Source organism: Terrimonas rubra (genome assembly GCF_042686025.1).
Classification (GTDB): domain Bacteria; phylum Bacteroidota; class Bacteroidia; order Chitinophagales; family Chitinophagaceae; genus Terrimonas; species Terrimonas rubra.
Map to the genome: position 1 here is coordinate 565,996 of NZ_JBHUOZ010000003.1, position 23,741 is coordinate 589,736.

At 42.8% G+C, this 23,741-nt stretch carries 17 protein-coding genes; 12 read left to right on the top strand and 5 right to left on the bottom strand.

The genetic code is table 11. The features are described from left to right. Window positions 1-13: 13 nt before the first annotated feature. From tsaD to holA, 3 genes are all read right to left on the bottom strand, one after another. Complete coding sequence (gene tsaD, locus ACFS6H_RS11895) at window positions 14-1,063, bottom strand: tRNA (adenosine(37)-N6)-threonylcarbamoyltransferase complex transferase subunit TsaD (protein WP_386098727.1); 1,050 nt, start codon at window positions 1,061-1,063, stop codon at window positions 14-16. 276 nt (window positions 1,064-1,339) lie between these two features. After that, entirely contained in the window at window positions 1,340-2,596 is a 1,257-nt protein-coding gene (locus ACFS6H_RS11900; protein WP_386098730.1) for an ABC transporter permease, read from the bottom strand. A 68-nt stretch (window positions 2,597-2,664) separates the two neighbouring features. Beyond that, window positions 2,665-3,663, bottom strand: a complete 999-nt coding sequence (holA, locus tag ACFS6H_RS11905) for a DNA polymerase III subunit delta (protein WP_386098733.1) — start codon at window positions 3,661-3,663, stop codon at window positions 2,665-2,667. 306 nt (window positions 3,664-3,969) lie between these two features. Here holA and ACFS6H_RS11910 point away from each other — a divergent pair, with 306 nt between their 5' ends. Further along, window positions 3,970-4,962, top strand: coding sequence for a hypothetical protein (locus ACFS6H_RS11910; RefSeq protein WP_386098736.1), 993 nt, complete (start codon window positions 3,970-3,972; stop codon window positions 4,960-4,962). 157 nt (window positions 4,963-5,119) lie between these two features. Here the strand turns inward: ACFS6H_RS11910 and ACFS6H_RS11915 are convergent, their stop codons facing one another. Then, on the bottom strand, window positions 5,120-6,169 hold the full coding sequence (locus ACFS6H_RS11915) for a quinone-dependent dihydroorotate dehydrogenase (protein WP_386098739.1): 1,050 nt from the start codon (window positions 6,167-6,169) through the stop codon (window positions 5,120-5,122). 365 nt (window positions 6,170-6,534) lie between these two features. Here ACFS6H_RS11915 and ACFS6H_RS11920 point away from each other — a divergent pair, with 365 nt between their 5' ends. The 4 genes from ACFS6H_RS11920 to ACFS6H_RS11935 all read left to right on the top strand — a co-directional run bounded on the left by ACFS6H_RS11920 (window position 6,535) and on the right by ACFS6H_RS11935 (window position 11,051). Further along, window positions 6,535-7,713, top strand: a complete 1,179-nt coding sequence (locus ACFS6H_RS11920) for an acetyl-CoA C-acyltransferase (RefSeq protein WP_386098742.1) — start codon at window positions 6,535-6,537, stop codon at window positions 7,711-7,713. 397 nt (window positions 7,714-8,110) lie between these two features. Next, window positions 8,111-8,611: a DUF5004 domain-containing protein gene (locus ACFS6H_RS11925; protein WP_386098745.1), complete on the top strand. Its 501-nt coding sequence runs from the start codon at window positions 8,111-8,113 to the stop codon at window positions 8,609-8,611. A gap of 35 nt (window positions 8,612-8,646) precedes the next feature. Continuing rightward, the gene (locus ACFS6H_RS11930) at window positions 8,647-9,279 is read left to right on the top strand and encodes a hypothetical protein (protein WP_386098748.1); all 633 of its coding nucleotides are present in this window, start codon (window positions 8,647-8,649) and stop codon (window positions 9,277-9,279) included. 41 nt (window positions 9,280-9,320) lie between these two features. Beyond that, on the top strand, window positions 9,321-11,051 hold the full coding sequence (locus ACFS6H_RS11935) for a M14 family metallopeptidase (protein WP_386098751.1): 1,731 nt from the start codon (window positions 9,321-9,323) through the stop codon (window positions 11,049-11,051). A 261-nt stretch (window positions 11,052-11,312) separates the two neighbouring features. On the opposite strand, the gene ACFS6H_RS11940 is transcribed toward ACFS6H_RS11935, so the two are convergent. After that, window positions 11,313-12,695 (bottom strand): alpha-amylase family glycosyl hydrolase, encoded by a 1,383-nt coding sequence (locus ACFS6H_RS11940; RefSeq protein WP_386098754.1) that lies wholly within the window; start codon window positions 12,693-12,695, stop codon window positions 11,313-11,315. A gap of 122 nt (window positions 12,696-12,817) precedes the next feature. Here ACFS6H_RS11940 and ACFS6H_RS11945 point away from each other — a divergent pair, with 122 nt between their 5' ends. The 7 genes from ACFS6H_RS11945 to ACFS6H_RS11975 all read left to right on the top strand — a co-directional run bounded on the left by ACFS6H_RS11945 (window position 12,818) and on the right by ACFS6H_RS11975 (window position 23,669). Then, a complete protein-coding gene (locus tag ACFS6H_RS11945; RefSeq protein ID WP_386098757.1) occupies window positions 12,818-14,050 on the top strand; it encodes a 4-hydroxy-3-methylbut-2-enyl diphosphate reductase in 1,233 nt (410 codons plus the stop codon). A gap of 146 nt (window positions 14,051-14,196) precedes the next feature. Next, a complete protein-coding gene (locus ACFS6H_RS11950) occupies window positions 14,197-14,799 on the top strand; it encodes an RNA polymerase sigma factor (RefSeq protein WP_386098760.1) in 603 nt (200 codons plus the stop codon). 178 nt (window positions 14,800-14,977) lie between these two features. Next, a complete protein-coding gene (locus ACFS6H_RS11955; RefSeq protein ID WP_386098763.1) occupies window positions 14,978-16,195 on the top strand; it encodes a FecR family protein in 1,218 nt (405 codons plus the stop codon). Window positions 16,196-16,291: 96 nt separating this feature from the next. Then, window positions 16,292-19,813 (top strand): SusC/RagA family TonB-linked outer membrane protein, encoded by a 3,522-nt coding sequence (locus ACFS6H_RS11960; protein ID WP_386098766.1) that lies wholly within the window; start codon window positions 16,292-16,294, stop codon window positions 19,811-19,813. Between the two features lie 12 nt (window positions 19,814-19,825). Further along, window positions 19,826-21,289 (top strand): RagB/SusD family nutrient uptake outer membrane protein, encoded by a 1,464-nt coding sequence (locus tag ACFS6H_RS11965; protein ID WP_386098769.1) that lies wholly within the window; start codon window positions 19,826-19,828, stop codon window positions 21,287-21,289. Window positions 21,290-21,327: 38 nt separating this feature from the next. Beyond that, window positions 21,328-22,047: a DUF4843 domain-containing protein gene (locus ACFS6H_RS11970; RefSeq protein ID WP_386098772.1), complete on the top strand. Its 720-nt coding sequence runs from the start codon at window positions 21,328-21,330 to the stop codon at window positions 22,045-22,047. A gap of 68 nt (window positions 22,048-22,115) precedes the next feature. Beyond that, window positions 22,116-23,669 (top strand): hypothetical protein, encoded by a 1,554-nt coding sequence (locus tag ACFS6H_RS11975; protein WP_386098775.1) that lies wholly within the window; start codon window positions 22,116-22,118, stop codon window positions 23,667-23,669. Window positions 23,670-23,741 lie beyond the last annotated feature (72 nt).

Genomic DNA, 23,741 nt, shown 5'->3' on the forward strand with positions numbered 1-23,741 from the left:
AGCACATTGTTCTCTACCATTCTGCTCTTGCTGTAGTTTCTACCGACAGTGTATCAAAATCACCGGCCAGGTATTTATAATAAGCCGTAATAGCGATCATGCCGGCATTATCGGTACAATACTGGAAATCGGGGATATAGGTTTTCCAGCCATGTTTTTTGCCGGCTTCCTGTAAGGCCGTACGCAAGCCACTGTTGGCCGATACACCACCGGCAATACAAATATGGCGGATGCCGGTTTCAACGGCCGCTTTTTTTAATTTGCTCATCAATATACTCACTATCCGGTGCTGTATGGATGCACAGAGGTCGGCCAGGTTATCCTGTATAAATTTATTTTTTTCTTCTTCGGTAGCCAAGAACTCCGGTTTATACATATGACTTTTTCCGGCGTTCTGCAAAAAATACAGGATAGAGGTCTTCACACCGCTAAAACTGAAATCAAGTCCCTGTATGCGGGGCTCGGCAAAATTGAACTTTAAAGGATCGCCTTCTTTGGCATATTTATCAATCAATGGTCCACCGGGGTAGGGTAGTCCCAGTAATTTGGCTGCCTTATCAAAGGCTTCACCTGCGGCATCATCAATGGTTTCACCTATCACTTTCATTTGTGAAGTGCTTTCGCACAATACGATCTGTGTATGTCCGCCACTCACCGTTAAACATAAAAAGGGAAAGGTGGGTTTAGGATCGTCGATCAGGTTGGCCAGCACATGGGCCTGCATATGGTGTACGGCCAGTAAAGGTTTGTTTAAAGCCAGGGCCAGTGATTTGGCAAACTGGCTGCCCACTAATAACGAACCTATTAAACCCGGCGCCTTGGTAAAAGCCACGGCATCAATTTCAGCAAGGGTAACACCAGCTTCCTGTAAGGCCAGTTCTACCACCGGCACAATATTTTGTATATGGGCACGGCTTGCCAGTTCGGGCACTACACCACCATATTGCTCATGCACTTTTTGTGTGGCAATGCGGTTGGATAAAATTTTCCCATCTCGGCAAACACCCGCCGAGGTTTCATCACAACTCGATTCTATCGCTAATATGGTTGTTGTTTTATTCATTGTAGTTGATGGTTCATAGATAATAGATCATAGTTCATGGTTCATAGTTCATTGTCCATTGTCGATTGTCGATTGTCCATTGTCCATTGTCGATTGTCGATTGTCCATTGTCCATTGTCGATTGTCGATTGTCGATTGTCGATTGTCGATTGTCGATTGTCCATTGTCCATTGTCCATTGTCAACTGTCAACTGTCAACTGTCAACTGTCAACTGTCAACTGTCAACTGTCAACTGTCAACTGTCAACTGAATGGAAGCGGCAAATTTACAACAATTTATTTACTGCGGATGGCCACAACAGGGTCCATACGGGCGGCCTGGGAGGCAGGAACAATGCCGGCAATAACGCCAACGGCTACGCAAATAATAAAGGTCCAGATCATATTACTTACAGAAATGAACACGGGGAAATCGAGTGCGCCGGAGAGTATCAGTGATAAAACGTATACGAGGGATAAGCCGATCAGCCCGCCGATAATGCACAGGAATGCCGACTCAAGCAGGAATTCGGTAAGGATCATATTTTTCTTTGCGCCAATGGCTTTTTTTAGCCCTATTTGTGCAGTACGTTCCCTTACCGTTACAAACATGATATTGGCCACGCCAAACAAGCCTACTATTAAACTAATGCCGCCGATAACCGCACCGCCAATATTTAAGCCTACAAATAGACCACCGATGGCGTCGGTGAAATCGTTTACATCGTTCAGGGCAAAATCAGGTTCCTGTGTGGGGTTTATTTTACGGATGGCCCGCATGGTACCAAACAGATCATCCTTTAAAGCTTTACTGCTCAGGTTGTCCTTACCCTGTACCATGATAACCGGATCGGCCTTTAGCTCGTTCATCATGGTACGGGCATATTTATAAGTGATCAGTATACTCTGGTCAAAATCCCAGCCACCGATCATCTGTTTGCCTCTTTTTTTTATAACGCCGCAAATGCTGGCTTTTTTACCGCGTACCACCACCTGTTTGTTAACGGCCAGTTCCGCATCGCCAAATAATTTTTCGGCTATCTCGTTACCCACCACAACGGCCTGGCTGCCACTGTTAAACTCGGCATCGGAAATAAAACGGCCATGGGCAATTTCCAGGGGTTGTATTTTTTCAAACTCCTCCGAAATGCCATATTGTTTTACATTATTAAGGGAACTGCCTTTGTAGTCAACCGTACCCGTGGTCTGCAGGCAAAAAGCGGTGTACTTGGCCGAGCTGGTACGTTCCTGTATCAGTTTAACTTCTTCAAATTTAGGAACAGGGCGGTTCACGAATTTCCACCAGGGGTATTGGCCATCGCCACCGGCGCTATAATCCCATTTATCCACATAAATGGTATTGCTGCCCAGGGATTGTATCTCGTTCTCAATATTACGCTGCAGGCTGTTTACCACGGCCAGTACACCAATGATACAGAAGATGCCAATGGTAATGCCGAACAGGGATAAAAAAGTACGCAACTTATTTTTCCAAAGTTCTAAAATGGCCATCCGGAAACTGCCGGCAACTATTTCAAACGTACGTCTGAGCATGCACCAAAGTTAATTAATACCAGTGAGTAAATTTTGCCGCCTGTAATTAAAGCCGGCCGTTAAGGGGCCTATCCAAGCATTTTGTATACCATTTCCTTTAACAGGGCGGCATCGGTGGCTCCCGAACTGTTAACGCCTACACTTTTTAAATTGTACTGGTGTAACAATAACAAAGCTCTTTCCACACCCTGGTACTGGTATAGTTTGGAGGCCTGCATATAATCCTTCATAAAAAAGGGATTAACACCAATGGCCGAAGCAATGGCTTTTTCGTCATTGCCCGGTGCGCCGAATATCATAAATACCTTGCTGAAAAAACTGTACAGGGAGGGGAGTATGAGTTGTATAGGCGCTGCTTTGGGGTTGGCCTCAAAGTATTGAATAATACGGATGGCCTTAGCCATATTGCGGCTGCCAATGGCTGCCTGCAGCTCAAAAGTGTTGAACTCCTTATTAACGCCTACATAGTTCTCAATATCATCCTCCGAAATGCTTTTACGTCCCTGCAGGTTAACTGTTATCTTATCAATTTCCTTTTCCAGCCGGCTCAGGTCATTCCCTATATGATCTACCAGTAAGGCATTGGCCTTGGCAGCAATAGTGAGGCCTTTCGAGGTAACCATTTGTTGCACCCAGTCAGGTAACTGGTTATCGTACATTTTTTTAGTGGTCACCATCACGGCTTTTGACTTAAGCATTTTGGCAAACTTGGTGCGGCTGTCTACTTTCTTGTCCTTATAGGCAATTACCAGTATGGTAGAAGTCAGGGGCGTTTCAAAATAAGGCTCCAGTTTTTCAATATCTTTCATAAACTGGGCTTCCTTTAGCAGCACTACCTGTCTTTCGGCAAACATGGGATAGCGGCGGCAGGCATTTACCACATCGGTCCAGCTGGCATCACGGCCATAAAAAATAGTTAAATTGAAAGAAGCCTCGCTTTCGGGTAAAATCTCGTGTTCGGCATATTGTATGGCCTTGTCAATATAGTATTCCTCTTCCCCTTCCAGCCAGTAAAGCGGCTTAAATTCCTTCTTTTTCCACGCAGCAATAATATTTTCTACCGACATAATTTGCTAAGATACAGGCATTGAGCTTTTACCGGGTAAAAGAATATTAAAAATTGTCAACTATTTTTTGCTGAGATTGGCACGGTTTTCGGAACTGGGTGCAGCGAAGTTCTTTTGGTGAGCAAGTTTTAAGTAAAGCAGTATTTGTGAAGGTTAACAAAAACATAAATAAAAGCTTTATTTTCAATTAAATACTACGCAAAAAATAAATAGTAGTATGTTGTAAAGCAAAAAGAATGTCACCTCTTAATCAATTTTTTATGTAGCGTAACAGCTGCAAAAATTTTTTAAATTAAAACTTTTTATATGGCAAACACGAACTATCCTTCAGCTACTCCACAGTATGAGCAAAACCCGAATAACAGACCAGCGGGCAACAAAAACAAGAACATTTTAATTGGCGTTTTGGCTGCCGGCCTTTTAGGTACCTGGGGTTATTTCTTGTACGACAAAAACAACGAAAATAATAAGGTGGAGATCGCACAAACGGAATCAGCCAACTACTTGTCACAGAAAGAAGCTTTAGACTCGCTGTATAAAGACGCTGAGGCAAGACTGGATCAGATAACCGGTTCCAACAACCAGTTACAGGGCGAGAATGCCGAAATGAAAAAGAAAATTGAAGCAAATCTTGCTGAGTTAAACAGGCTGCGTAACAGTAATAATATTACCGCTGCCGACCTTAAAAAAGCAAGGGCTCTTGTAAGCGAATTGAACGGACAGATTGCCGCTTTAGAGTCGCAGGTAGCTAAACTTACCGGCGAAAACCAGGTGTTAACTGCTAATAACACCCAGCTTACCGGCGAAAAACAAGTGTTAGAGCAAAACCTGCAGACAACCGTTACTGAAAAAGATGCCCTGGCATCAACAGTGGACGTAGGTTCTACTTTCAGCGCTTCGGGCATGGCCATTACGCCAATCAATGAAAAAAGAAATGGTAAAGAGAAAACTACTTCTACTGCAAAAAGGGTAGACAAGTTAAATGTATCATTTAATGTAGAGAACAGGATCGCTACTTCAGGCCCTGCTGATCTGTACGTAATTGTTACTGCACCTGATGGTAAAGTAGTATCTAACAGCGAATTAAACTCTGGTTCTTTACAAACCCGTATGGATGGTGACCGTCCGTTTACTACTAAAGTACCTATCGAGTATGAGCAGGGTACACGTAAACCTGTTACCTTCCCTATCCGTCAGGAATCATTCCAGAGAGGAGACTATAAAATTGAAGTATATCACAACGGATTTAAAATAGGCGAAAGCATCAAAACATTGAAAAAAGGTGGTTTATTCGGTTAAAACTGTTGCATACTACTCCTGCAACAAGGCCGTTCTGAATTTTTCAGAGCGGCTTTTTTTTTATTTAGTTAATGGTTAATAGTTCATAGTTAATAGCCGGATAATCATTCATAAATAATGGCCTGTTGACCATTAACTGAAAACGATTAACGATTAACTATGATTTTGCTAAAATCCCCTGGCAGATGTTCTTTGCAATACCGGGTCCTTCGTAAATAAAGCCGGTCCAAACCTGTACCAGGCCGGCCCCTGCTTTCTGTTTTTCCAGGGCATCTTCGGCGGTGTAAATACCCCCGGAGCCTATAACGGGAATGCTGCCGCCGGTTTTTGAATGAATGTATTGTAATAAAGCGGTATTCTTTTCTTTTACCGGCAGGCCGCTCAGGCCACCGCCCTCTTTGGCTGTTTGTTGTGTTTGTTCGCTGTCATCCAAAGGTTCACGGGCAATGGTGGTGTTGGATACTACCAGTCCGTCCAGTTGTATTTCACGGGCAAGGTCCAGCACATCGTCTACCTGGCTCATCGTAAGGTCAGGTGCAATTTTTAATAAAATGGGTTTGGCATAAGCCTTACCATTATTGATCATTTGCAGGTGGCGTAATATTTTGCCTAAAGATTCTTTTTCCTGTAACTCCCGCAGTCCCGGGGTATTGGGGCTGCTTACATTTACCACGAAATAGTCTACATAGGGGTGCAGTTCTTTAAAACAGATCTCGTAGTCCTTCCAGGCATCTTCATTAGGGGTTACCTTGTTTTTACCAATATTACCACCAATGATCAGAGAAGTGTTCTTATTGCTGTTACGCCATTGTTGCAGTCTTTGTTTTACTACAGCAACCCCATCGTTATTAAAACCCATACGGTTAATAAGGGCTTTTGATTTGGGCAACCGGAACAAACGGGGTTTGGGATTACCGGCCTGTGCCAGCGGGGTAACCGTACCTATTTCCACAAAGCCAAAACCCAGGCATTCCAGCTCCCGTAAATAGCGGGCATTTTTATCAAAACCTGCGGCCAGGCCTACCGGGTTGCTGAAAGTAAGGCCCCATTCCTTTACTTCCAGGCGTTTGTCAGTAACAGTAAATTTGTTTTTTAACAGCTTACGTACAGGCGGTACATGACAGGCCAGGCGCAGGCTGTTCATAGAAAAATAGTGTGCTGTTTCGGCAGGAAGATTGAATAAAATATTGCGGAAAAAGTTGTACATGCTCGTATAATGACCGGTTTTTTGCTGCCGGTGAGTTAAATATTGCGCAAAGGAACCGCAACACAATGGCAACACAAAAAGTTTTTTTCTACATCATAAAAATTGTACTTTTGGTATAGAAGGTTGCATAAACAACTATTTACTGTTGCGGTTGTTATTATTACGGAGACAGGCTCAGCACAATGCCCAATAGCATTGATGCACCCCGATTAAAATACGGAGTACTGCATTTTGGCCAATAGCATTGATGCAGTACAAGGGTGCGACGCAACAGGTGATGATAGTAGTAATGCAGCCGGGCCCATAAAAATGTTACAGGTGTGAACAACCTGTAACTTATAACTCAGAACTTAAAACTTATTCATATGCAGGAAGCTTATATAGTTGCCGGTTACAGAACGGCAGTAGCAAAATCAAAACGTGGTGGTTTCAGGTTTTACCGGCCCGATGACCTGGCCGTGGAAGTGATCAAAGGCCTGATGGCTACCGTGCCACAGTTACAGGCATCGCAGGTGGATGATGTGATTGTGGGCAATGCCGTACCGGAGGCCGAACAGGGCTTACAGTTTGGCCGTATTATTTCGGCCAGGGCATTAAATTTTGATGTGCCGGGTGTAACGGTGAACCGCTATTGCGCTTCGGGACTGGAGACCATTGCTATGGCTACGGCAAAAATCCGTATGGGTATGGCCGATTGTATTATTGCCGGTGGTACTGAAAGCATGAGTTTAGTTCCCACTGCGGGTTGGAAAACCGTACCCTCTTATGAAATAGCCAAGGACGATCCTGATTATTACCTGAGCATGGGCCTTACCGCAGAGGCGGTGGCTAAAGAGTATAATGTAAGCCGTGAGGACCAGGATGAGTTTTCGTACCAGTCGCACCAGAAAGCCATTAACGCCATACAGAACGGTTATTTTAAAGATGGTATTTTGCCCATTCATGTAGAGCAGGTATATGTAAATGAAAAAGGCAAAAAGCAAACAAAAACCTATGTAGTGGATACCGACGAAGGTCCGCGTGCCGATACCTCGCTGGAAGCCCTGGCTAAACTAAAGCCAGCTTTTGCTGCGGGTGGGGTAGTAACTGCCGGTAACTCCTCTCAAACATCGGATGGTGCCGCATTTGTAATTGTGATGGGCGAAAGAATGGTGAAAGAGTTAGGGGTAAAACCAATTGGCCGCCTGGTAGCCTGTGCATCGGCCGGCGTGCCGCCACGCATCATGGGTATTGGTCCTGTAGCGGCTATTCCTAAAGTACTGAAACAGGTAAACATGAACCTGGCAGATATTGACCTGATAGAACTGAACGAAGCCTTTGCTTCGCAGGCCCTTGCGGTGATACGCGAAGTAGGCCTGGACAAAGAAAGGGTGAATATTAACGGCGGCGCTATTGCCCTGGGCCATCCGCTGGGGTGTACCGGCGCCAAACTTACCATACAGGTATTACAGGATATGAAAAGGCTGAATAAAAAATACGGTATGGTAACAGCCTGTGTTGGTGGCGGACAAGGTATTGCAGGCATTATTGAGAACCTGGCGTAATTTATTAATTATAACATGCAAAAGCCCCGTTGAGTAATATACCTGACGGGGCTTTTTGCTTGTAAAAGGGTTAATAGTTAATGGTTCATTGTTAACAGGAAGAAGTTGGCGGTATTATTTTTTGTAGCCGGCTGTACCACGCTTATCGGCTGTAGTTGCGTCGCACTCCTCAGGGTTCGGTTCGCTGTTGAGCAGGGAAGAATTGACAATGGACAGTTGACAATTAGCAATGATAGATTAGCATGAACTTCTCTTTATTGCTATGCGTACTTCTGCGATAGAAAACGGCGTATAACTATTAACGAATACCCTTTAACGATTAACAATTAACCTTTAGCTCAACACTTAGCATAATTTTTGTACTTTCATACCTGTTGCTGATTATAAAAAAATAACCATGAACAAATATTTCCTGTTGATCTTATTCGCTGCGGTACTATTTACTTCCTGCCAGAAAGAAGCCGGTTTTTCGGAAGAGGCAAATGAGGAAGAACCCATTACCCCTTCCAATCCTGCCAATACAGCTGAGCTGTTGATCGGTACCTGGAAAATGTCGGCTAATACGGTAAGCCCGCAGATAGATTATAATGGTGACGGCACAAAAGAAACCGATGTTTTCCCTGTAATGAGCGCCTGTGAAAAAGATAATACCTTAATGTTTAACACCGATATGAAAGTGACAGAGGATGAAGGACCCGCTAAATGTGATGCCGATGATCCTCAATCGGTAACCCGCAACTGGTCCTTATCGGTGGATAATAAAATTCTATCGCTGGAAGGAGACGGTACCCGGGAGATTGTTTCTATTTCCGCTACCAAACTGGTGATGAAAATAAAATTTTCAGGTTACGGTGATGGGGTAGAATATACTTTCACCACCACGTTTACAAAGCAATAAATGTATAATTATTGTTGAGGGATTAACCTGGTAATATGAAATACATTTTGCTGGCTTTACACTGCTTATTGGTACAGTTATCAATTGCACAGGTGTTAAACTTTAATACCCCTGTTAATGAATACCGTTCAACAGTAGAGAAGTATTCCCGTTTTTCTCCATTTAGTAATAATCCGGACAGTTTTTTTGTCAAAATATTTAATGATGACGATTTTGTATTAGATACATTGTATCCTCATCGCGATACCGTGAATTTTTATATGCGGGGATATTACAAAAATTTTAACCCTTTTTTGATTAAAACGGATAGGGTTGAAGTTTATATTTTGGAATCGAATGTAATGTTGAATAAAAAGAAAACTGACAGAAAAACCTTAACCTATATGATCCTGGGAATTGTAGGAAGCAGTCCTGAGGATTTTAAGCTGGTAGAAGAGGAGGCAAAAAGAATTTATAAAGAGACAGGGAAAGTAGTGAAATCTACCAGTATACAAAAAACCAAGGCAAAAGGGAAGTTATATTTACGGCATTTGTATAGTGTAGGATCGGAATATCCATTTTACTCGGGTTATGGACAATGGTATAAAACCGGAACAGATTACTGTGTTTATTTTATTCTGAATTTGGCACGACTCGAACTATTAAAACGACAGGAAGCACAACGGTAAAATATTTTGTTTAGTTAATTGTATTTGTGAACTTGCGTCACATGAAAAAGTCCCTCCTCCTGCTTATAACACTATGCTTTTATGGTGTTATTACCGCGCAAACCATCACTACTGTTTTTGAACAATCAAATGGTAATAGTACGCCTACTTATTTTGAGATAATTGACTGGTGGAAAAAACTGGATAAACAATCTACTAAAGTAACCGTGATACAAAAAGGTGATACCGATGCTGGTTTACCCCTGCACCTGGTGCTGGTAAGTAATGACGGTATTACCGATATTAAAAAAATAAAACAGGCCAACAAACGTATTGTCTTTGTAAACAATGGCATCCACCCCGGCGAACCCGATGGTATTGATGCCAGCATGTTACTGGTAAGAGATATTGTAACCAACAAGTATAAACTACCCGCTAATATTGTGCTGGCCATTATTCCTGTATACAATATAGGCGGCTGTTTAAACCGGGGTGAAAATTACCGTGTGGACCAGGAAGGGCCCGATGCTTTTGGCAGCAGGGGCAACTCACAAAACCTGGACCTGAACCGCGATTTTATTAAAAACGACAGTAAGGAAGCCCGCAGTTTTGCTCAGATATTCCATGAGCTGGATGCGGATGTATTTGTAGATAACCATGTAAGCAATGGTGCCGATTACCAGCATATTATAACCCTATTACCTACGCAACATAATAAACTGGGCGGGGCCATGGGAACCTTTCTGCAAACAACATTTCAACCGGCTTTATATACGATGATGCAGGAAAAAGGTTTTGACCTGGTACCTTATGTCAATCATTGGAGTAACCGTAAAGTTGAGGAAGGCTGGAAGGGATTCTGGGATAGTCCCCGTTACAGCACCGGTTATGCGGCACTATGGCAAACCTTCTCCTTTATGCCGGAAACCCATATGTTAAAGCCATATAAACAGCGTGTGGCCGCTACCTATGCTTTAATGCAAAGCTTTATAGCTTTTACCGCTACAAACAGCGAGAAAATTAAAACCTTGCGTGCAGAAGCAAAAGAAGCCGTAAAAAAACAGGCACAGTTCCCTATCGCTTTTCAGCATGATACCACCATGGTGCAGACCATTACCTTTAAAGGGTTTGAAAGCGGGTATAAGCCCAGCGGTGTTTCGGGGCTGCCGCGTTTGTACTATGACCGTACAAAACCCTTTACCAAACAAATACCGCATTATAATGAGTTTAAAGTGGTAAAAGAAGTAGAAAAGCCAACCGCCTATATTATCCCCCAGGGCTGGTGGAAGGTGGTGGAATTGTTACAGGTAAATAAAGTGCAGATGCGCCGGTTGACAAAAGATACATTGATCAATGTACAGGTGTACCGCGTGGAGAAATATACCGGGTCTGCCACAGCTTATGAAGCACATCATGTGAACACTAATGTAGAAGTGAGTATAAATACAAAAGCAATGCAATTCAGAAAAGGCGACTGGTATGTACCCATGAACCAGGTGGCCAATCGCTTTTTAATTGAAACCCTGGAACCCGAGGCGGAAGACAGTTATTTTGCCTGGAATTTTTTCGATGGCATACTGGGTCAGAAGGAAGGATATTCCGCTTATGTTTTTGAGGATAAAGCTGCTGCAATATTGGAACAAAATGCGGCGTTAAAAAAACAACTGGTGGAGAAACAACAAACCGATTCACAATTTGCTAAAAGTGCCCGTGCACAACTGGATTTTGTGTTTAAACAAACACCATATTATGAGCCCGAACATTTGCGTTATCCGGTGTATAGGGTGAAATAGGCAATGGACAATTGACAATGGACAATTGACAATGGACAATTTGCAATGGACAAGTGAGGAAGGTTTAAGGTGTAAGGTTGAAGGTGTAAGGTTGAAGGTGTAAGGTATATATCCTGACAATAAATAAAAGACTAGCAGGTATTGCTTACTTCTTGGGTCTGAGTTCTGACTTTTTGAGTCTGATTTCTCAATTCTCAGGTCTGCGTATTACAAACAGAAAGGAATGAGGCTGAAGGTGAAATACACTTCAGCCTTATTTGTTTATTTTTCGAAAACAAGGTAACCGCTCTTGGGAAGGTTAAAGGAATGACCGTTGTTTAGCTGGGCATTTTCTTTTGTAAACACATTACGGTATGGACCGGCAACAGCTTCATCATTTACTGTAAAGTTTACATTGTCTTTAGAAAGGTTGAGCACAACCAGTACTTCGTAGTCATCTTTTTTACGTTTATACGCCAGCACTTTATCAGCAGCTGAAGTGTTGAGTAAGAAAGTCTGTACCGTACTGTCACCTCCTCTTAATGCGGGGTTCTGGTGGTGTAAGGTCAATAATGTTTTATAAAAGTCGTGCAGTTGATTTTTGTCACTCCATTGTATGGGGTCTTTTTCAAAAAACTCCAGTCTTTTATGGTTAGGCAGTTCCTGACCGCTATACAGCAAAGGCACACCGTTCCAGGTGGCGCTGAATACAGCCAGCGGTATGGCCAGGTCGCCATATTTTTCATACTCTGTTCCGTTCCAGCTATTCTCATCGTGGTTGGTGGTAAACCAGGCACGCATGGAGGCATCACCGATAGCGCTGTAACGTTTTAACAGATCAACCAGGCTATCCAGTGTTATTTTATTCTCCGCATAATCACGGGTACTGTGCATCCATTTCCAGCTATAACTGGCATCAAATACTTTTCCATAATCAGGTGTTTCCAGTTCATCAAATTCGCCCAGCCAGAACAATGTTTTCAGGCTGTCTACCTGCGGACGGGCTTCCTGCCAGAAATCTACTTCCACCCAGGAGGCCAGGTCACAACGGTAACCGTCAATGCCGGTTTCTTTTACCCAGTACTGCATGGCTGCTATCATGGCTTTACGTAAGGCAGGGTTGCTATAGTCCAGCTCAATAATATCATCCATGCCGGAAGCGATCTTAAAATCGTTCGTGGCACTGTCCTTTAAATAATAATCGGGGTGTTGTTTGGTCCAGATATGGTCCCAGCCGGTATGGTTGGCCACCCAGTCAATAATTACTTTCAATCCATTGTCATGGGCTGTTTTTACCAGGGCTTTAAAGTCGTCCAGGGTTCCGAACTCGGGATTAATGCTGGTATAATCCGAGCAGGCGTAGGGGCTACCCATACTACCTTTTTTATTTTTTGGGGCAATCGGCGTAATGGGCATAAACCACAACACTTCCACGCCCATTTCCTTTAACCTGGGTATATGTTTGGCAAAAGCATTAAAAGTACCCTCGGGGGTATATTGCCTTACATTTACTTCATAAATATTGGTATTGTGTAACCAGTCTACTTTCTGCATAGAATTTTTTGTTGCGGTGTTTTTGTCGCCGGGTTTTTCGTCCTTTTTATCCATTAAAATACAGGAGCCGAAAAGCATGGAACAACACAGGATGGCCAGGGCAAATCGCATGAATAATCAGTTTAGGCGGTAAGATAAGGAATATTTGCTGATTAGCCCCTTATAGCAAAACCCGGCAGGAATGCTTATTTTTGCATGGTTTACCATTGGTAAACAGCTGTACAAATATTAGCATGAAACAATTTGAGGTACCAATTATATACCGTAGTCCGCTGATTGCCGCCGTAAAAAAGAAACGCAAGGAGCAGGACAAATTAAAGAAGGACTTTTCACCTACCTTATTGGACTTTGGTCCCGTGCAGGTATACCTGGCCCGGCATTTTGGTTTTTGCTATGGGGTGGAGAATGCTATTGAAATAGCGTTTAAAACCATTGATGAAAACCCGGGTAAACGGATATTCCTGTTAAGTGAAATGATTCATAGTCCCCAGGTGAATGCTGACCTGCAAAGTAAGGGCGTACGCTTTTTGCAGGATACTTATGGAAAGGAGCTGATCCCTTTCGATGAACTGACCGCCGATGATGTGGTAATCATCCCCGCTTTTGGTACTACTTTAGAAATAGAAGCCCGGTTAAACGCCATTGGTATACAGACCGAGAAATATAATACTACCTGCCCTTTTGTAGAGAAGGTATGGAACCGCAGCGAGTCCATTGCTAAAAAGGATTACACCATCGTGATCCATGGTAAACCTAAGCATGAAGAAACCAGGGCAACTTTTTCACATGCGGCCGCCAATGCGGCTTCGGTGGTGGTAAAGGATATGGCCCAGACCGAGGCCCTGGCCAGATATATTACCGGCGAAAAGCCGGCCGCTTTGTTTTACGAAGAATTCAAGGGGCAACACTCTCCCGGCTTTGATGTAAGCAAACATTTACAGAAAATAGGGGTGGTGAACCAGACCACTATGCTGGCCAGCGATACCCAGGCTATTGCCGATTATTTAAAACAGGTAATGATCGCTACTTACCAGCCGGCCCCCGGTGAAGTGAATAATCATTTTGCCGATACCCGTGATACCCTGTGTTATGCTACCAACGATAACCAGAGTGCGGTAATGGGTTTATTGGAACAACCGGCCGACCTGGCCATTGTGGTGGGTGGGTATAACTCCTCCAATACCTCGCACCTGGTAGAATTATGCGAAGAAAAATTGCCTACCTATTTTGTCAACAGCGAGAGCAAGCTGTTGTCTTCTCAGCAAATATTACATTGCAATTTCAGGACCCACGAGGAACTGCTTACTGAAAACTATTTACCTGGCACAATGCCTGTCCGCGTGCTCATCACCAGCGGCGCTTCCTGTCCGGATGCATTGGTGGAAGGGGTGATCAGTAAACTGACCGGTTTCTATGATGGAGCTAAGACAATTGAAGCAATACTGGAAGATTTTAGGGATAACTAAATGTATACATACTTGCAAACATTCGTTAGAATGTAATCGTGCAACGGCATTCCCTGCTTACCGGAAAGCCTGTATCATGGCCTCGTCTGTAAATCCAGCATGAAAGTTTATATAATTTTTTTTATTAATTTCGGCTGTTTTATTGCTTGGAAAAGGGATTGTTATATAATGAAAAAGAACTGTTATTACAGATAGCCGAAGGCAACCAGGATGCTTTTGAACGGCTCTATCGTCATTACCGCAATAAGGCCTACACTATTGCACTCACCTACCTTACTGTTCCGGAAGAAGCGGAAGATATTTTACAGGAGTGTTTTCTGAAACTATGGTATAACCGGCAACGGCTTACAGAAATAGAGGCCTTTGATAAATACCTCTTTATTGTGTTACGTAATATGCTTATTTCTGCTTTACGAAAAACAGAAACACAGCAGAAGATCATTAAACAGGTACAACAGACAACTGTGTTGCAGCCGGGTAAACTATCCGGTATCGAGCAGGCGGAGTCGGCCCGGTTGCAGGAAGCCATCCGGGAGGTGATTGCAAAACTGCCTGCCAAACAACAGCATATCTATAAAATGAGCCGTGAGGAGGGAATGAGTCATGCAGAAATAGCCCAGGTATTACAAATTTCTGACCGGACCGTCTCTAATCTTATTAGCATTATCTTAAACCAGTTACGCAGTGCTTTGCGTGCCCAGGGTTATTTACCGGAAACCATTCTGGCGGCCCTGATCGCTTTTTTTTAACCGGCCCTCCTTTTGTAATTCACCCATTAACCTAGAGTAAAATATTTTTTCCCGGGCTTTTTAATAAAAGCCGGAAAAATATTTTCAAAATAAACCGTTTTTTTTCGTGCGTATCCATTCCGGCATGCGTCTTTAATAATTGCAGCCGTCTATTTAATGATAAATTAACGATGCCTTCATGACAGAATCATTTAAACAACTATTGGCCTTATACGAAGCAGGAGAACTGGCAGGAGAAAAGCTGGCGCTGTTTTTACAATTAACCGAACTGGAAGAAAACCAGGAATTGCTGGCGCAGTATATTGATGAAAAAGTACAGGACCCTGCTTTTATAATGGCAGAAGATAAAAAGCTGACCGACCTGGCTGTGGAGAGATTAAAAGCGGCAATTAACAAAAAGGAATTACCTCAAAGCATTCCTTTATTACAGGTCCCGGGAAAACAAAAAAACATACGTAAGTGGTTAACGGCCGCAGCCGCAGTTATGGTATTGGCGGTTACCGGCTACTGGCTGGTAACAGGTTTAAATAAGGATAAAGAAGAAACGGGTATAGCGCTGCGACTGCCCGATCTGAAAGCGCCGGAGACAAACAGGGCGACGATCACCCTGTCCGATGGCCGAACCGTTTACCTGGATAGTGCCGGAAGCGGGGCCCTGGCACAGGAAGGAAATATGCAACTGGTAAAACTGGCTGATGGCCAGATCGCTTACCAGGCAGGTGCCAGCGATGAAGTAAAAACCCTGCAATACAATACGCTGGTGAACCCGCGTGGTTCCAAAGTAATTGACATGACACTGGCAGATGGCAGCAGGGTATGGTTAAATGCAGGAACATCCATTACCTACCCGGTTGCATTTATTACAGCAGAGCGCAGTGTAACCATAAAGGGCGAAGCTTATTTTGAAGTAGCGCCGGATAAAACAAAACCTTTCCTGGTAAATACAGGCGACGCTTATGTAAAAGTATTGGGCACTCATTTCAATGTGATGAATTATAACGGTGAACCATCTGTTCAAACCACTTTATTGGAAGGAAGTGTGCAGGTAATAGCCGGCGACAAAGAAATGTTGTTAAAACCCGGACAGCAAAGCAACCAGAAAAAAGATGGCGGCTTAACACTGGCTAATAATGTGGATGTGGAACTGGTAACGGCCTGGAAAAACGGGCTGCAATCTTTCCGGCATGCGGATCTAAAAACATTGATGCGCCAGGTGGAAAGATGGTACGATATAGACGTAGTGTATGAAACGGAAGTTCCGGCTTCTTTAAGTTTTACGGGTGAAGGTATTTCCCGGAATGTAAGTCTGCGGGAGTTATTACAGGTATTGGAGAATAAAGATTTGAAATTTGAAATAGACGCGGAGAAGCGAAAAGTGCGTGTTAAAAAAAGCTAACCGTTAATACACCTTAAATACGTGATAAACGTTGCAGCCCTTTGGAGCAACGTGACTGATAAATAAGGCAATGATTACTAAAACTCAAACTGAACTATGCATCTAACTGCTCGTGAGAAAGTTATTCCTGGTATGCGGGAACAACAATTCTCTTTTGCTGCTGCAGCATTACAACGAAAACCCGCGGAAGCCGTTGTAAGGAAAACTGCTCAACCCTCTTTGAAGCGGGTAATGATATCGTTAAAGTACATGGCGTTCCTGTTGCTGGTATTAAGTGTACAGGTAAACGCCCGTAGTTACGGACAGATCAGCCTGCAGGTAAAATCAGAATCTTTATCAAAGGTACTACAACTGGTAAAAAAACAAACAGGTCTGGCCGTGGTATACCAGGACCAGTTAATGCAGCGCAGCAAGCCTGTTACTTTATCTATCCGGAATGTCAGCTTACAACAGGCACTGGCCCTGATTTTTAAAGATCAGGACCTTACCTGGGAGCTGGTAGGCGATAAGATCATTTCCATCAAAGAAAAATATCCGGCACCTCCTGTTAAAAAAACAGTAGAAACAATTACAGAAGCCCCTTTACCACCTATTGAGATCAGAGGCCGGATAGTAGATGCTAAAACCGGTGAGCCATTGGTTGGCGCTAATATATTTGTAAAAGGTTCACAGGTAGGTGTGTCCACCAATGAAAGGGGTGAGTTTATTATCACCATGGGAGGCACAAGCGTATTACAGATATCTATGGCCGGCTACCAGACCGTGGAGGAAAAAGTGAGCGAGAGTAATGCTAATTTAATTGTGCGCTTGCAGCTGAAACCTGAGGATCTGAATGAAGTGGTTGCTGTCGGTTACTTTAACCGGAAAAAATCTACTTATACAGGCTCAGCTGTAACCTATAATAACGACGAATTACGCAAAGTAGGTAATGCGAATGTTTTCCAGGCATTAAAAAATCTGATGCCTTCTATGTTCGTGGACAATTTTGCTTTGGGGTCCAGTCCCAATGCCCTGCCTAATATCCAGTTACGCGGTACTTCCACATTTGAAAACCTGGGTACAACGGTTGATGGTATCAAAGGCAACTATATTAAAAATCCTAACGAGCCTTTATTCATCCTGGATGGTTTTGAGGCAAGCATTGAAAGAATATTTGACCTGGATATCAATCGTATTGAGTCGATCACTATTTTAAAAGACGCTGCTTCTAAAGCAGTATACGGTGCCAGGGCGGCAAATGGAGTGGTAGTAGTGGAAACAAAAAAATCGGTAGGAAACCGTGTGTTTGTTCATTATAACGGTGCCCTGGATATAGAGGTGCCCGATTTAACCAGTTATAACCTGGCTAATGCCCATGAAAAGCTGGATGCCGAGGTGTTGGACGGGTTTTATAAAACGAATGATATACAACAATCCATCATTCTTCAACAGGTGTATAATCAGCGCAGAAAGCTGGCTTTGGAAGGGTTAAACACCGATTGGATCGCGAAACCACTGCGTGAAGGTATCGGGCATAAACATACATTGGGTATTGAACTGGGTAACCAGGGTTTAAATGTAATTGGTGACCTGAGTTACAGGGATGTGCAGGGCGTAATGAAAGGTTCTTCCCGTAGAAATGTTGGAGGTAACCTGACGGCTTCGTACAGGGTGCGAAACTTCCTGTTCAGGAATATCATGAGCGTTACCTCTAACACGGCTGTAGAATCTCCTTATGGCACTTTTGATGATTATGTAAGGATGAACCCTTATTGGACTGCCCAGAACCAGGATGGTAGTATTCCTTTTTATGCTGAGATCAATCCTTATGACGGATCTAGGGTTACTAATCCTTTCTTTAACTCAACTACCAATACCCGTTACGATAACAGTTATTTTAATTTCACCAATAACTTCTATATAGAATGGATGCTGAACAACCAGTTCAGGATCGTAGGACGTTTTGGTGTGGATAATAAAACCAGCGAAGCAAATGCTTTTGAACCGTCTAACCATACCAAATTTGGTGGAGCCGAATACTCCAGTGATGAAGGTCGTTTGAGAAAAGGCTCCTACCAGTTAAATAACGGTAAAAGTAATTATGTAAGCGGCGATTTAACGGTGAATTACCGTAATGTTTTCGGCCGTAGTGTAGTGGGTGCGAATGCCGGTATTTCGGTGAGTGAAAGAAAATTCAATGAGATCATACACCGCGTGGAAGGTTTTTCCAGTGACAGGATGGAGGATATAACTTTTGGCCGTGGGTATGCATTAAACAGCAGGCCAACCGGTGTGACTTCCATTATACGTGACCTCGGTGGCTTTTTTGCTGCCAACTATGCTTATGATGAAAGGTTTTTAGCGGACTTTAGTTTCCGGGGCAGTGCTTCTTCACAGTTTGGTGCTAACCAACGCTGGGGATTATTTTACAGCCTTGGTTTAGGGTATAATCTTCATAATGAAGTGGCTGTTAAACGTGCGCTTCCTTTTGTGGATGAATTACGTGTAAGAGGTTCGGTCGGTACTTCAGGTAATCCTAATTTCATGACCAATGTATCCATTGCTACCTATCAATATTACCCCGATGCGTTGTACCAGGGTTTCCCCGGTACCTACCTGGTAAGTTTAAGCAATCCTGATCTGCGCTGGGAAAATAAACTGGATTACAATGCCGGTCTGGATATCCGTATCGGACGTTTCAGCGGCCGTGTAGATTATTATAACAGTTATACCGAAAACCTGGTTACTCCTATTACGGTTGTGCCTTCTACCGGCTTCAATACAGTATATGAGAACTTAGGAAAAGTACAAAACACAGGTATAGAAGCCTATGTTTCCTATAATGTTTACCAGAAAGGAAGAGATTTTGTAAATGTGTATGGTAGTATAGAAACCAACCTGAATAAGATCCTGGCATTATCGGATGCCATGAAAGCTTATAATGATAAGATGACCGATTCTGCTTCGTTTAAAGGAAACAGCGTTCCGGTAAAAAGGTATTATGAAGGAGGCTCGCTGCATACTATCTGGGCCGTACCTTCTTTAGGTATTGATCCGGCAACCGGTTTAGAAATTTATCAAAACCCTGATGGCACGACCACTTCTATCTGGGATGCCAATAATATGGTGAACGCCGGTTATAGTCGCCCGAGATACCAGGGAGCCTTTGGTATAAACCTCGAAATTAAAGGCTGGGGCTTAAATGTTACTGCCCGTTATTTAGGCGGTGGCCAGTTATATAACCAGACTTTAGTAGACCGTGTAGAGAATGTGAACATGCTGTATAATGTAGATAAACGTGTGTTAACCGGCAGGTGGACACAACCCGGTCAGAATGTGTATTATAAAAAGCTGGGCCAGTTTTCATATGATCCTGATGGTGATGGGGTGTTTACTTCCCTCCAGGAAGTGACAAGGGCTACAACCCGTTTTGTGCAGAACCGGAATGAACTGGATATAGCTGCTGTGAACCTGTATTATCTGTTCCAGGATAAAACCATCAAGAAATTAGGGATGCAAAGATTGAAAGTGGCCTTCAATATGAACGAGATCGGTAAATTCAGTTCCATTCAAATTGAAAGAGGTACCAGTTACCCATTCTCAAGAACCATGTCATTATCTATTTCGGCTACCTTCTAAATTAATACGAACATGAAAAAAATATTTTTCTATATACTAGCAACAGGATGCCTGGCCGGATTTAGCTCCTGCAAGAAATTCCTGGATGTTACGGCCAGTAACCAGATCAAATCAGAAGACCTGTTAAGCAACGAAAGTGGTTTTAAAGATGCATTAATGGGTGTATATATTGGTATGGGTCAGTACAATAACTATGGCGCTATGCAAAGCTATATTGCGACAGATATTTTAGCGCAGCAGTATAAGCCTATGGTGAATCTTTCCATTTATTTTCAGTTACAGGCTTATAATTATCAGCATCAGGCAGCCCGTAAGTATACGGACATGTTCTGGGACCTGTATAAAACCATTGCCGGTATCAATAACGCTTTAACCCAGATAGATAAACAGCAAACTGTGTTTAATCCTATCAATTTTAAAGTCATAAAGGGAGAGTTGCTGGCTTTGCGTGCTTTCCTGCATTTCGATCTTTTACGTTTATATGGTCATGAGAATTACCAGGGACGTCCTGATCTTGCTTCCTTTCCGGCAATTCCTTATATAACTACTTATGGTAAAGGGGTAACCCCGCAAAAAACATATGCTGAAACTTTTGCGTTATTGTTAAAAGATATCCAGGAGGCCACTGTTTTATTACACGAAGACCCCATTTATCCCAATACCTCACGTCCGGCCAACTATTATACAAGTGTGAATGTAGATGGCTTTTATAATAACCGGAACAGCAGGATGAACTATTATGCTGTAAAGGCTTTGGAAGCACGGGTGTATACCTGGATGGGCGGAACGGCCAATCTGCAAAAGGCGGCACAGGCAGCAAGAGAGGTAATTGATAATGGAACGGCAAAATTAATCAACAGCAATAACTCAGGTAGTACGGACCGCAGCTTTGCTGCAGAACATATTTTTCACCTGGAAGTATATAGTTTGGCTTTATGGGCCGGCGCATTAAAAAGCGGATCTGCTGCAGATTATAATGCGCTCTTTGTGGACGAAACTGCTTTTAATACCATTTACGAGTTAAATGACCCACAGGTGGGAGCTGTTGACAAACGACAGATCGTACAGTTCGTACAGGATGGGAACGGTAGAACACCGGTAAAGCTGGCGGCTGCGCCTGGCCAAACGTCCAATAAGTTTTTACCTGTAATGCGGGTGTCAGAAATGTATTACATAGAGGCGGAATATGAGTTGGTCAATAACCGGGAGAAAGCCATTCAGCTACTCAACGAAGTACGCAGAAGCAGGGGGATACTGAAAGATATACCGGAATCGGCAACAGCAGACCAGGTAAAACTGGAGTTGACAAAGGAGTACCAGAAAGACTTTTCTGCAGAAGGGCAACTGTTCTTTTATTACAAAAGAAATGGCTTTGATACTTTCCGTGGCCTGCCCAGTACCATTAAAGGCGATGATAAATTATACATGTTGCCTTATCCGCAAAATGAACTGGAATTAGGTAACAGGGTGCAATAACAAAACAACTGATTGAAATAATTTTCAAAAAACGTTTTATGAGACAAAAATTAAACTATATTTTTTTTATAGCGATACTCATGGTTTCGTGCAAAAAAAGCGACCCGCTTTCTTTCAGCGCTTCACCTGCAGTTAATTTTATTAATACTGTCAGTGTGTATACTTTCCTGGGTAATAGTTCCGGGGAAAAAATACATGAAATACCGGTAAGGATAATTGGCAATGCTGCCGATAAAGACAGGAGTTTCAGTGCTGATATAATTGCCGACCAGACCAATGCACCGGCAAACCTGTACGAGATCCTGGGTGGCGAGGTAAAAGCAGGCGCGTTTGAAGGTGTACTAAAAGTGAAACTGAAGAATGCCCCGGCTTTAACCACCAATGAAGTAAAGCTGGCATTAAAAATCAAAGGTACCGCTGAACTGGGTTCGGGTAATGTGGAAAGCCAGTTACATACAATTACGTGGTCCGATAAAGTGGTAATTCCCAGCTGGACTTATTACAGGATATTTTTTAGTTCAAGCTCAAGCACAAGAGTGTATAAATTGATCGTTGAGCAAACCGGGTTGACAACATTTACCGCAGCAATATATGGCGGGTTACAGCAAAGTGGAGCAGAAGCATTAGGTGTAAAATTTGGTAATTATGTAAAACAATGGAATAAAGATCATCCCAACGACATCCTGGTGCATGATAACGGAACTGCTGTGGGACAGCCCATTGTGCCAATTTACTGGGATAAAAACCTTTATCCGTAAGGCAGTAGAGAGCAAGAGTATATGTTCCACAAAAAATAAAATAATCAACCTTAACAAACGATAGATACATGAAACGTATTACTATAATTTCCCTGTCTGTAATACTTGCTGTATGCGCTTTCTTTGCCGCATGCCGTAAAGATGACAGTTCCTTTGCAACGGATAAATTGCCCGACTTAAGTTTTGGTTATGCAGCGGGGGAGGCTTTAACTGTTTATCAGTTTAATACCTTACAGTTAGATCCTAAAATTAACTATGATGGAGCCGATAAGTCAAAGTTTACTTATACCTGGATGATCAATCCTGATCCTAGGGATACCTCCTTCATCACGATTGATGACTCGGAACAATTAAGTTATGAAGTGGGCTTTACACCGAATACCGGCACCTATTATCATACCTTAAAATTGTATGTAACCAATGTCGATACAAAACTGCAGGCCATTCATTACTGGAAACTGACAGTGTTGAATAATATTGGTGAGGGCCTGGTTATTGCTACTACAAAAGACAATGCCACTACGGATTTTTCACATATCATGAGCCCGGAGGTGACAACAAATTATTCAGAAGTTTCAATAAAACGGGATATTTTGTCAAGCGTAAACGGTTCTGGGATCAATGGCCTGGTACATGATCTGTATTTTGCCAATGTACGTGGTGGTAACAGGGTGTATGCCTTAACTGCGAATAATATGTATGCGTATAATACGCTGAATTATTCATACGTGGGCGATAAAAATGACCTTTTTGTTACACCGCCTGCAACTTTAAATCCCGGCACTTTTTATTATTGTTATCAGAACGATGTGTACCTGGGTAATGATATGATCTACTATGGCTGGTTCGCTACTGCCGCCAAAATAGGGGTACAATCTCTGTATGCTCAACCGGTTCCAAAGATCATTGCTTTAAATGCCAACTCCGGCAATACATCTACCTATGACCCTGCTTTCAGGATACACTATTATGATGAGAAAAACGGGAAGTTTGCTTATATACAAGGTCCTTTTTCTTTTTCTGATAAAACACAGAATTTTTCTCCTAACGAAACATATAATGGTGTAAATGCAGGTAATTACCCTGGTAAAGTAAATGTAGCTGCAGGAATTTCGGCGGATAGAGGTTTTTTACACCTGTTGAAAGATAAAACCAGCGGTGCATATGAATTACTGGTTTTTGACGGAGGGGTAAATGAATATGGTGAACCTTATGTGGCACCAAGGGCTGTTAAAAAAATAGACCTGTCTGCTGCGCCGGGTATAAACAACGCTACACATTTTGTTATGCTGGACGATCAGAACGTAATGTTCTATGCTACGGCTGATAAAATTTACGCAGTGATCTTTGCCGGTTCAACCCCCATAGTGGAAGAAAGGTATACCGTACCCGCTGGCGAGTCAATTACTACTTTGGATATTTACCGCCAGTATGGTTATCCCAACCAGGAGTCTTATATCAGCACCAATAATAAACAATTAATTCTGTCAACCTATAACGGCACGGAAGGAAAAGTAAGATTATTGCCATTGATCAACCTGGGGGCCGGAAATATTAATGCCGCCGGTATTAAAACTTTCACCGGCTTCGATAAAATACTGTCCGTTGTACCTCAGAAATAAATGACAACTAAATTTTAGTTTATCCCGTATCACCCATAGTGTTGCGGTAAATAGTAAGTTTTACATTATACA

Excerpts from the sequence above, each read along its gene's own strand:
- tsaD (WP_386098727.1), bottom strand. The coding sequence starts at position 1,063 with ATGAATAAAACAACAACCATATTAGCGATAGAATCGAGTTGTGATGAA.
- ACFS6H_RS11900 (WP_386098730.1), bottom strand. The coding sequence starts at position 2,596 with ATGCTCAGACGTACGTTTGAAATAGTTGCCGGCAGTTTCCGGATGGCC.
- holA (WP_386098733.1), bottom strand. The coding sequence starts at position 3,663 with ATGTCGGTAGAAAATATTATTGCTGCGTGGAAAAAGAAGGAATTTAAG.
- ACFS6H_RS11910 (WP_386098736.1), top strand. The coding sequence starts at position 3,970 with ATGGCAAACACGAACTATCCTTCAGCTACTCCACAGTATGAGCAAAAC.
- ACFS6H_RS11915 (WP_386098739.1), bottom strand. The coding sequence starts at position 6,169 with ATGTACAACTTTTTCCGCAATATTTTATTCAATCTTCCTGCCGAAACA.
- ACFS6H_RS11920 (WP_386098742.1), top strand. The coding sequence starts at position 6,535 with ATGCAGGAAGCTTATATAGTTGCCGGTTACAGAACGGCAGTAGCAAAA.
- ACFS6H_RS11925 (WP_386098745.1), top strand. The coding sequence starts at position 8,111 with ATGAACAAATATTTCCTGTTGATCTTATTCGCTGCGGTACTATTTACT.
- ACFS6H_RS11930 (WP_386098748.1), top strand. The coding sequence starts at position 8,647 with ATGAAATACATTTTGCTGGCTTTACACTGCTTATTGGTACAGTTATCA.
- ACFS6H_RS11935 (WP_386098751.1), top strand. The coding sequence starts at position 9,321 with ATGAAAAAGTCCCTCCTCCTGCTTATAACACTATGCTTTTATGGTGTT.
- ACFS6H_RS11940 (WP_386098754.1), bottom strand. The coding sequence starts at position 12,695 with ATGCGATTTGCCCTGGCCATCCTGTGTTGTTCCATGCTTTTCGGCTCC.
- ACFS6H_RS11945 (WP_386098757.1), top strand. The coding sequence starts at position 12,818 with ATGAAACAATTTGAGGTACCAATTATATACCGTAGTCCGCTGATTGCC.
- ACFS6H_RS11955 (WP_386098763.1), top strand. The coding sequence starts at position 14,978 with ATGACAGAATCATTTAAACAACTATTGGCCTTATACGAAGCAGGAGAA.
- ACFS6H_RS11960 (WP_386098766.1), top strand. The coding sequence starts at position 16,292 with ATGCATCTAACTGCTCGTGAGAAAGTTATTCCTGGTATGCGGGAACAA.
- ACFS6H_RS11965 (WP_386098769.1), top strand. The coding sequence starts at position 19,826 with ATGAAAAAAATATTTTTCTATATACTAGCAACAGGATGCCTGGCCGGA.
- ACFS6H_RS11970 (WP_386098772.1), top strand. The coding sequence starts at position 21,328 with ATGAGACAAAAATTAAACTATATTTTTTTTATAGCGATACTCATGGTT.
- ACFS6H_RS11975 (WP_386098775.1), top strand. The coding sequence starts at position 22,116 with ATGAAACGTATTACTATAATTTCCCTGTCTGTAATACTTGCTGTATGC.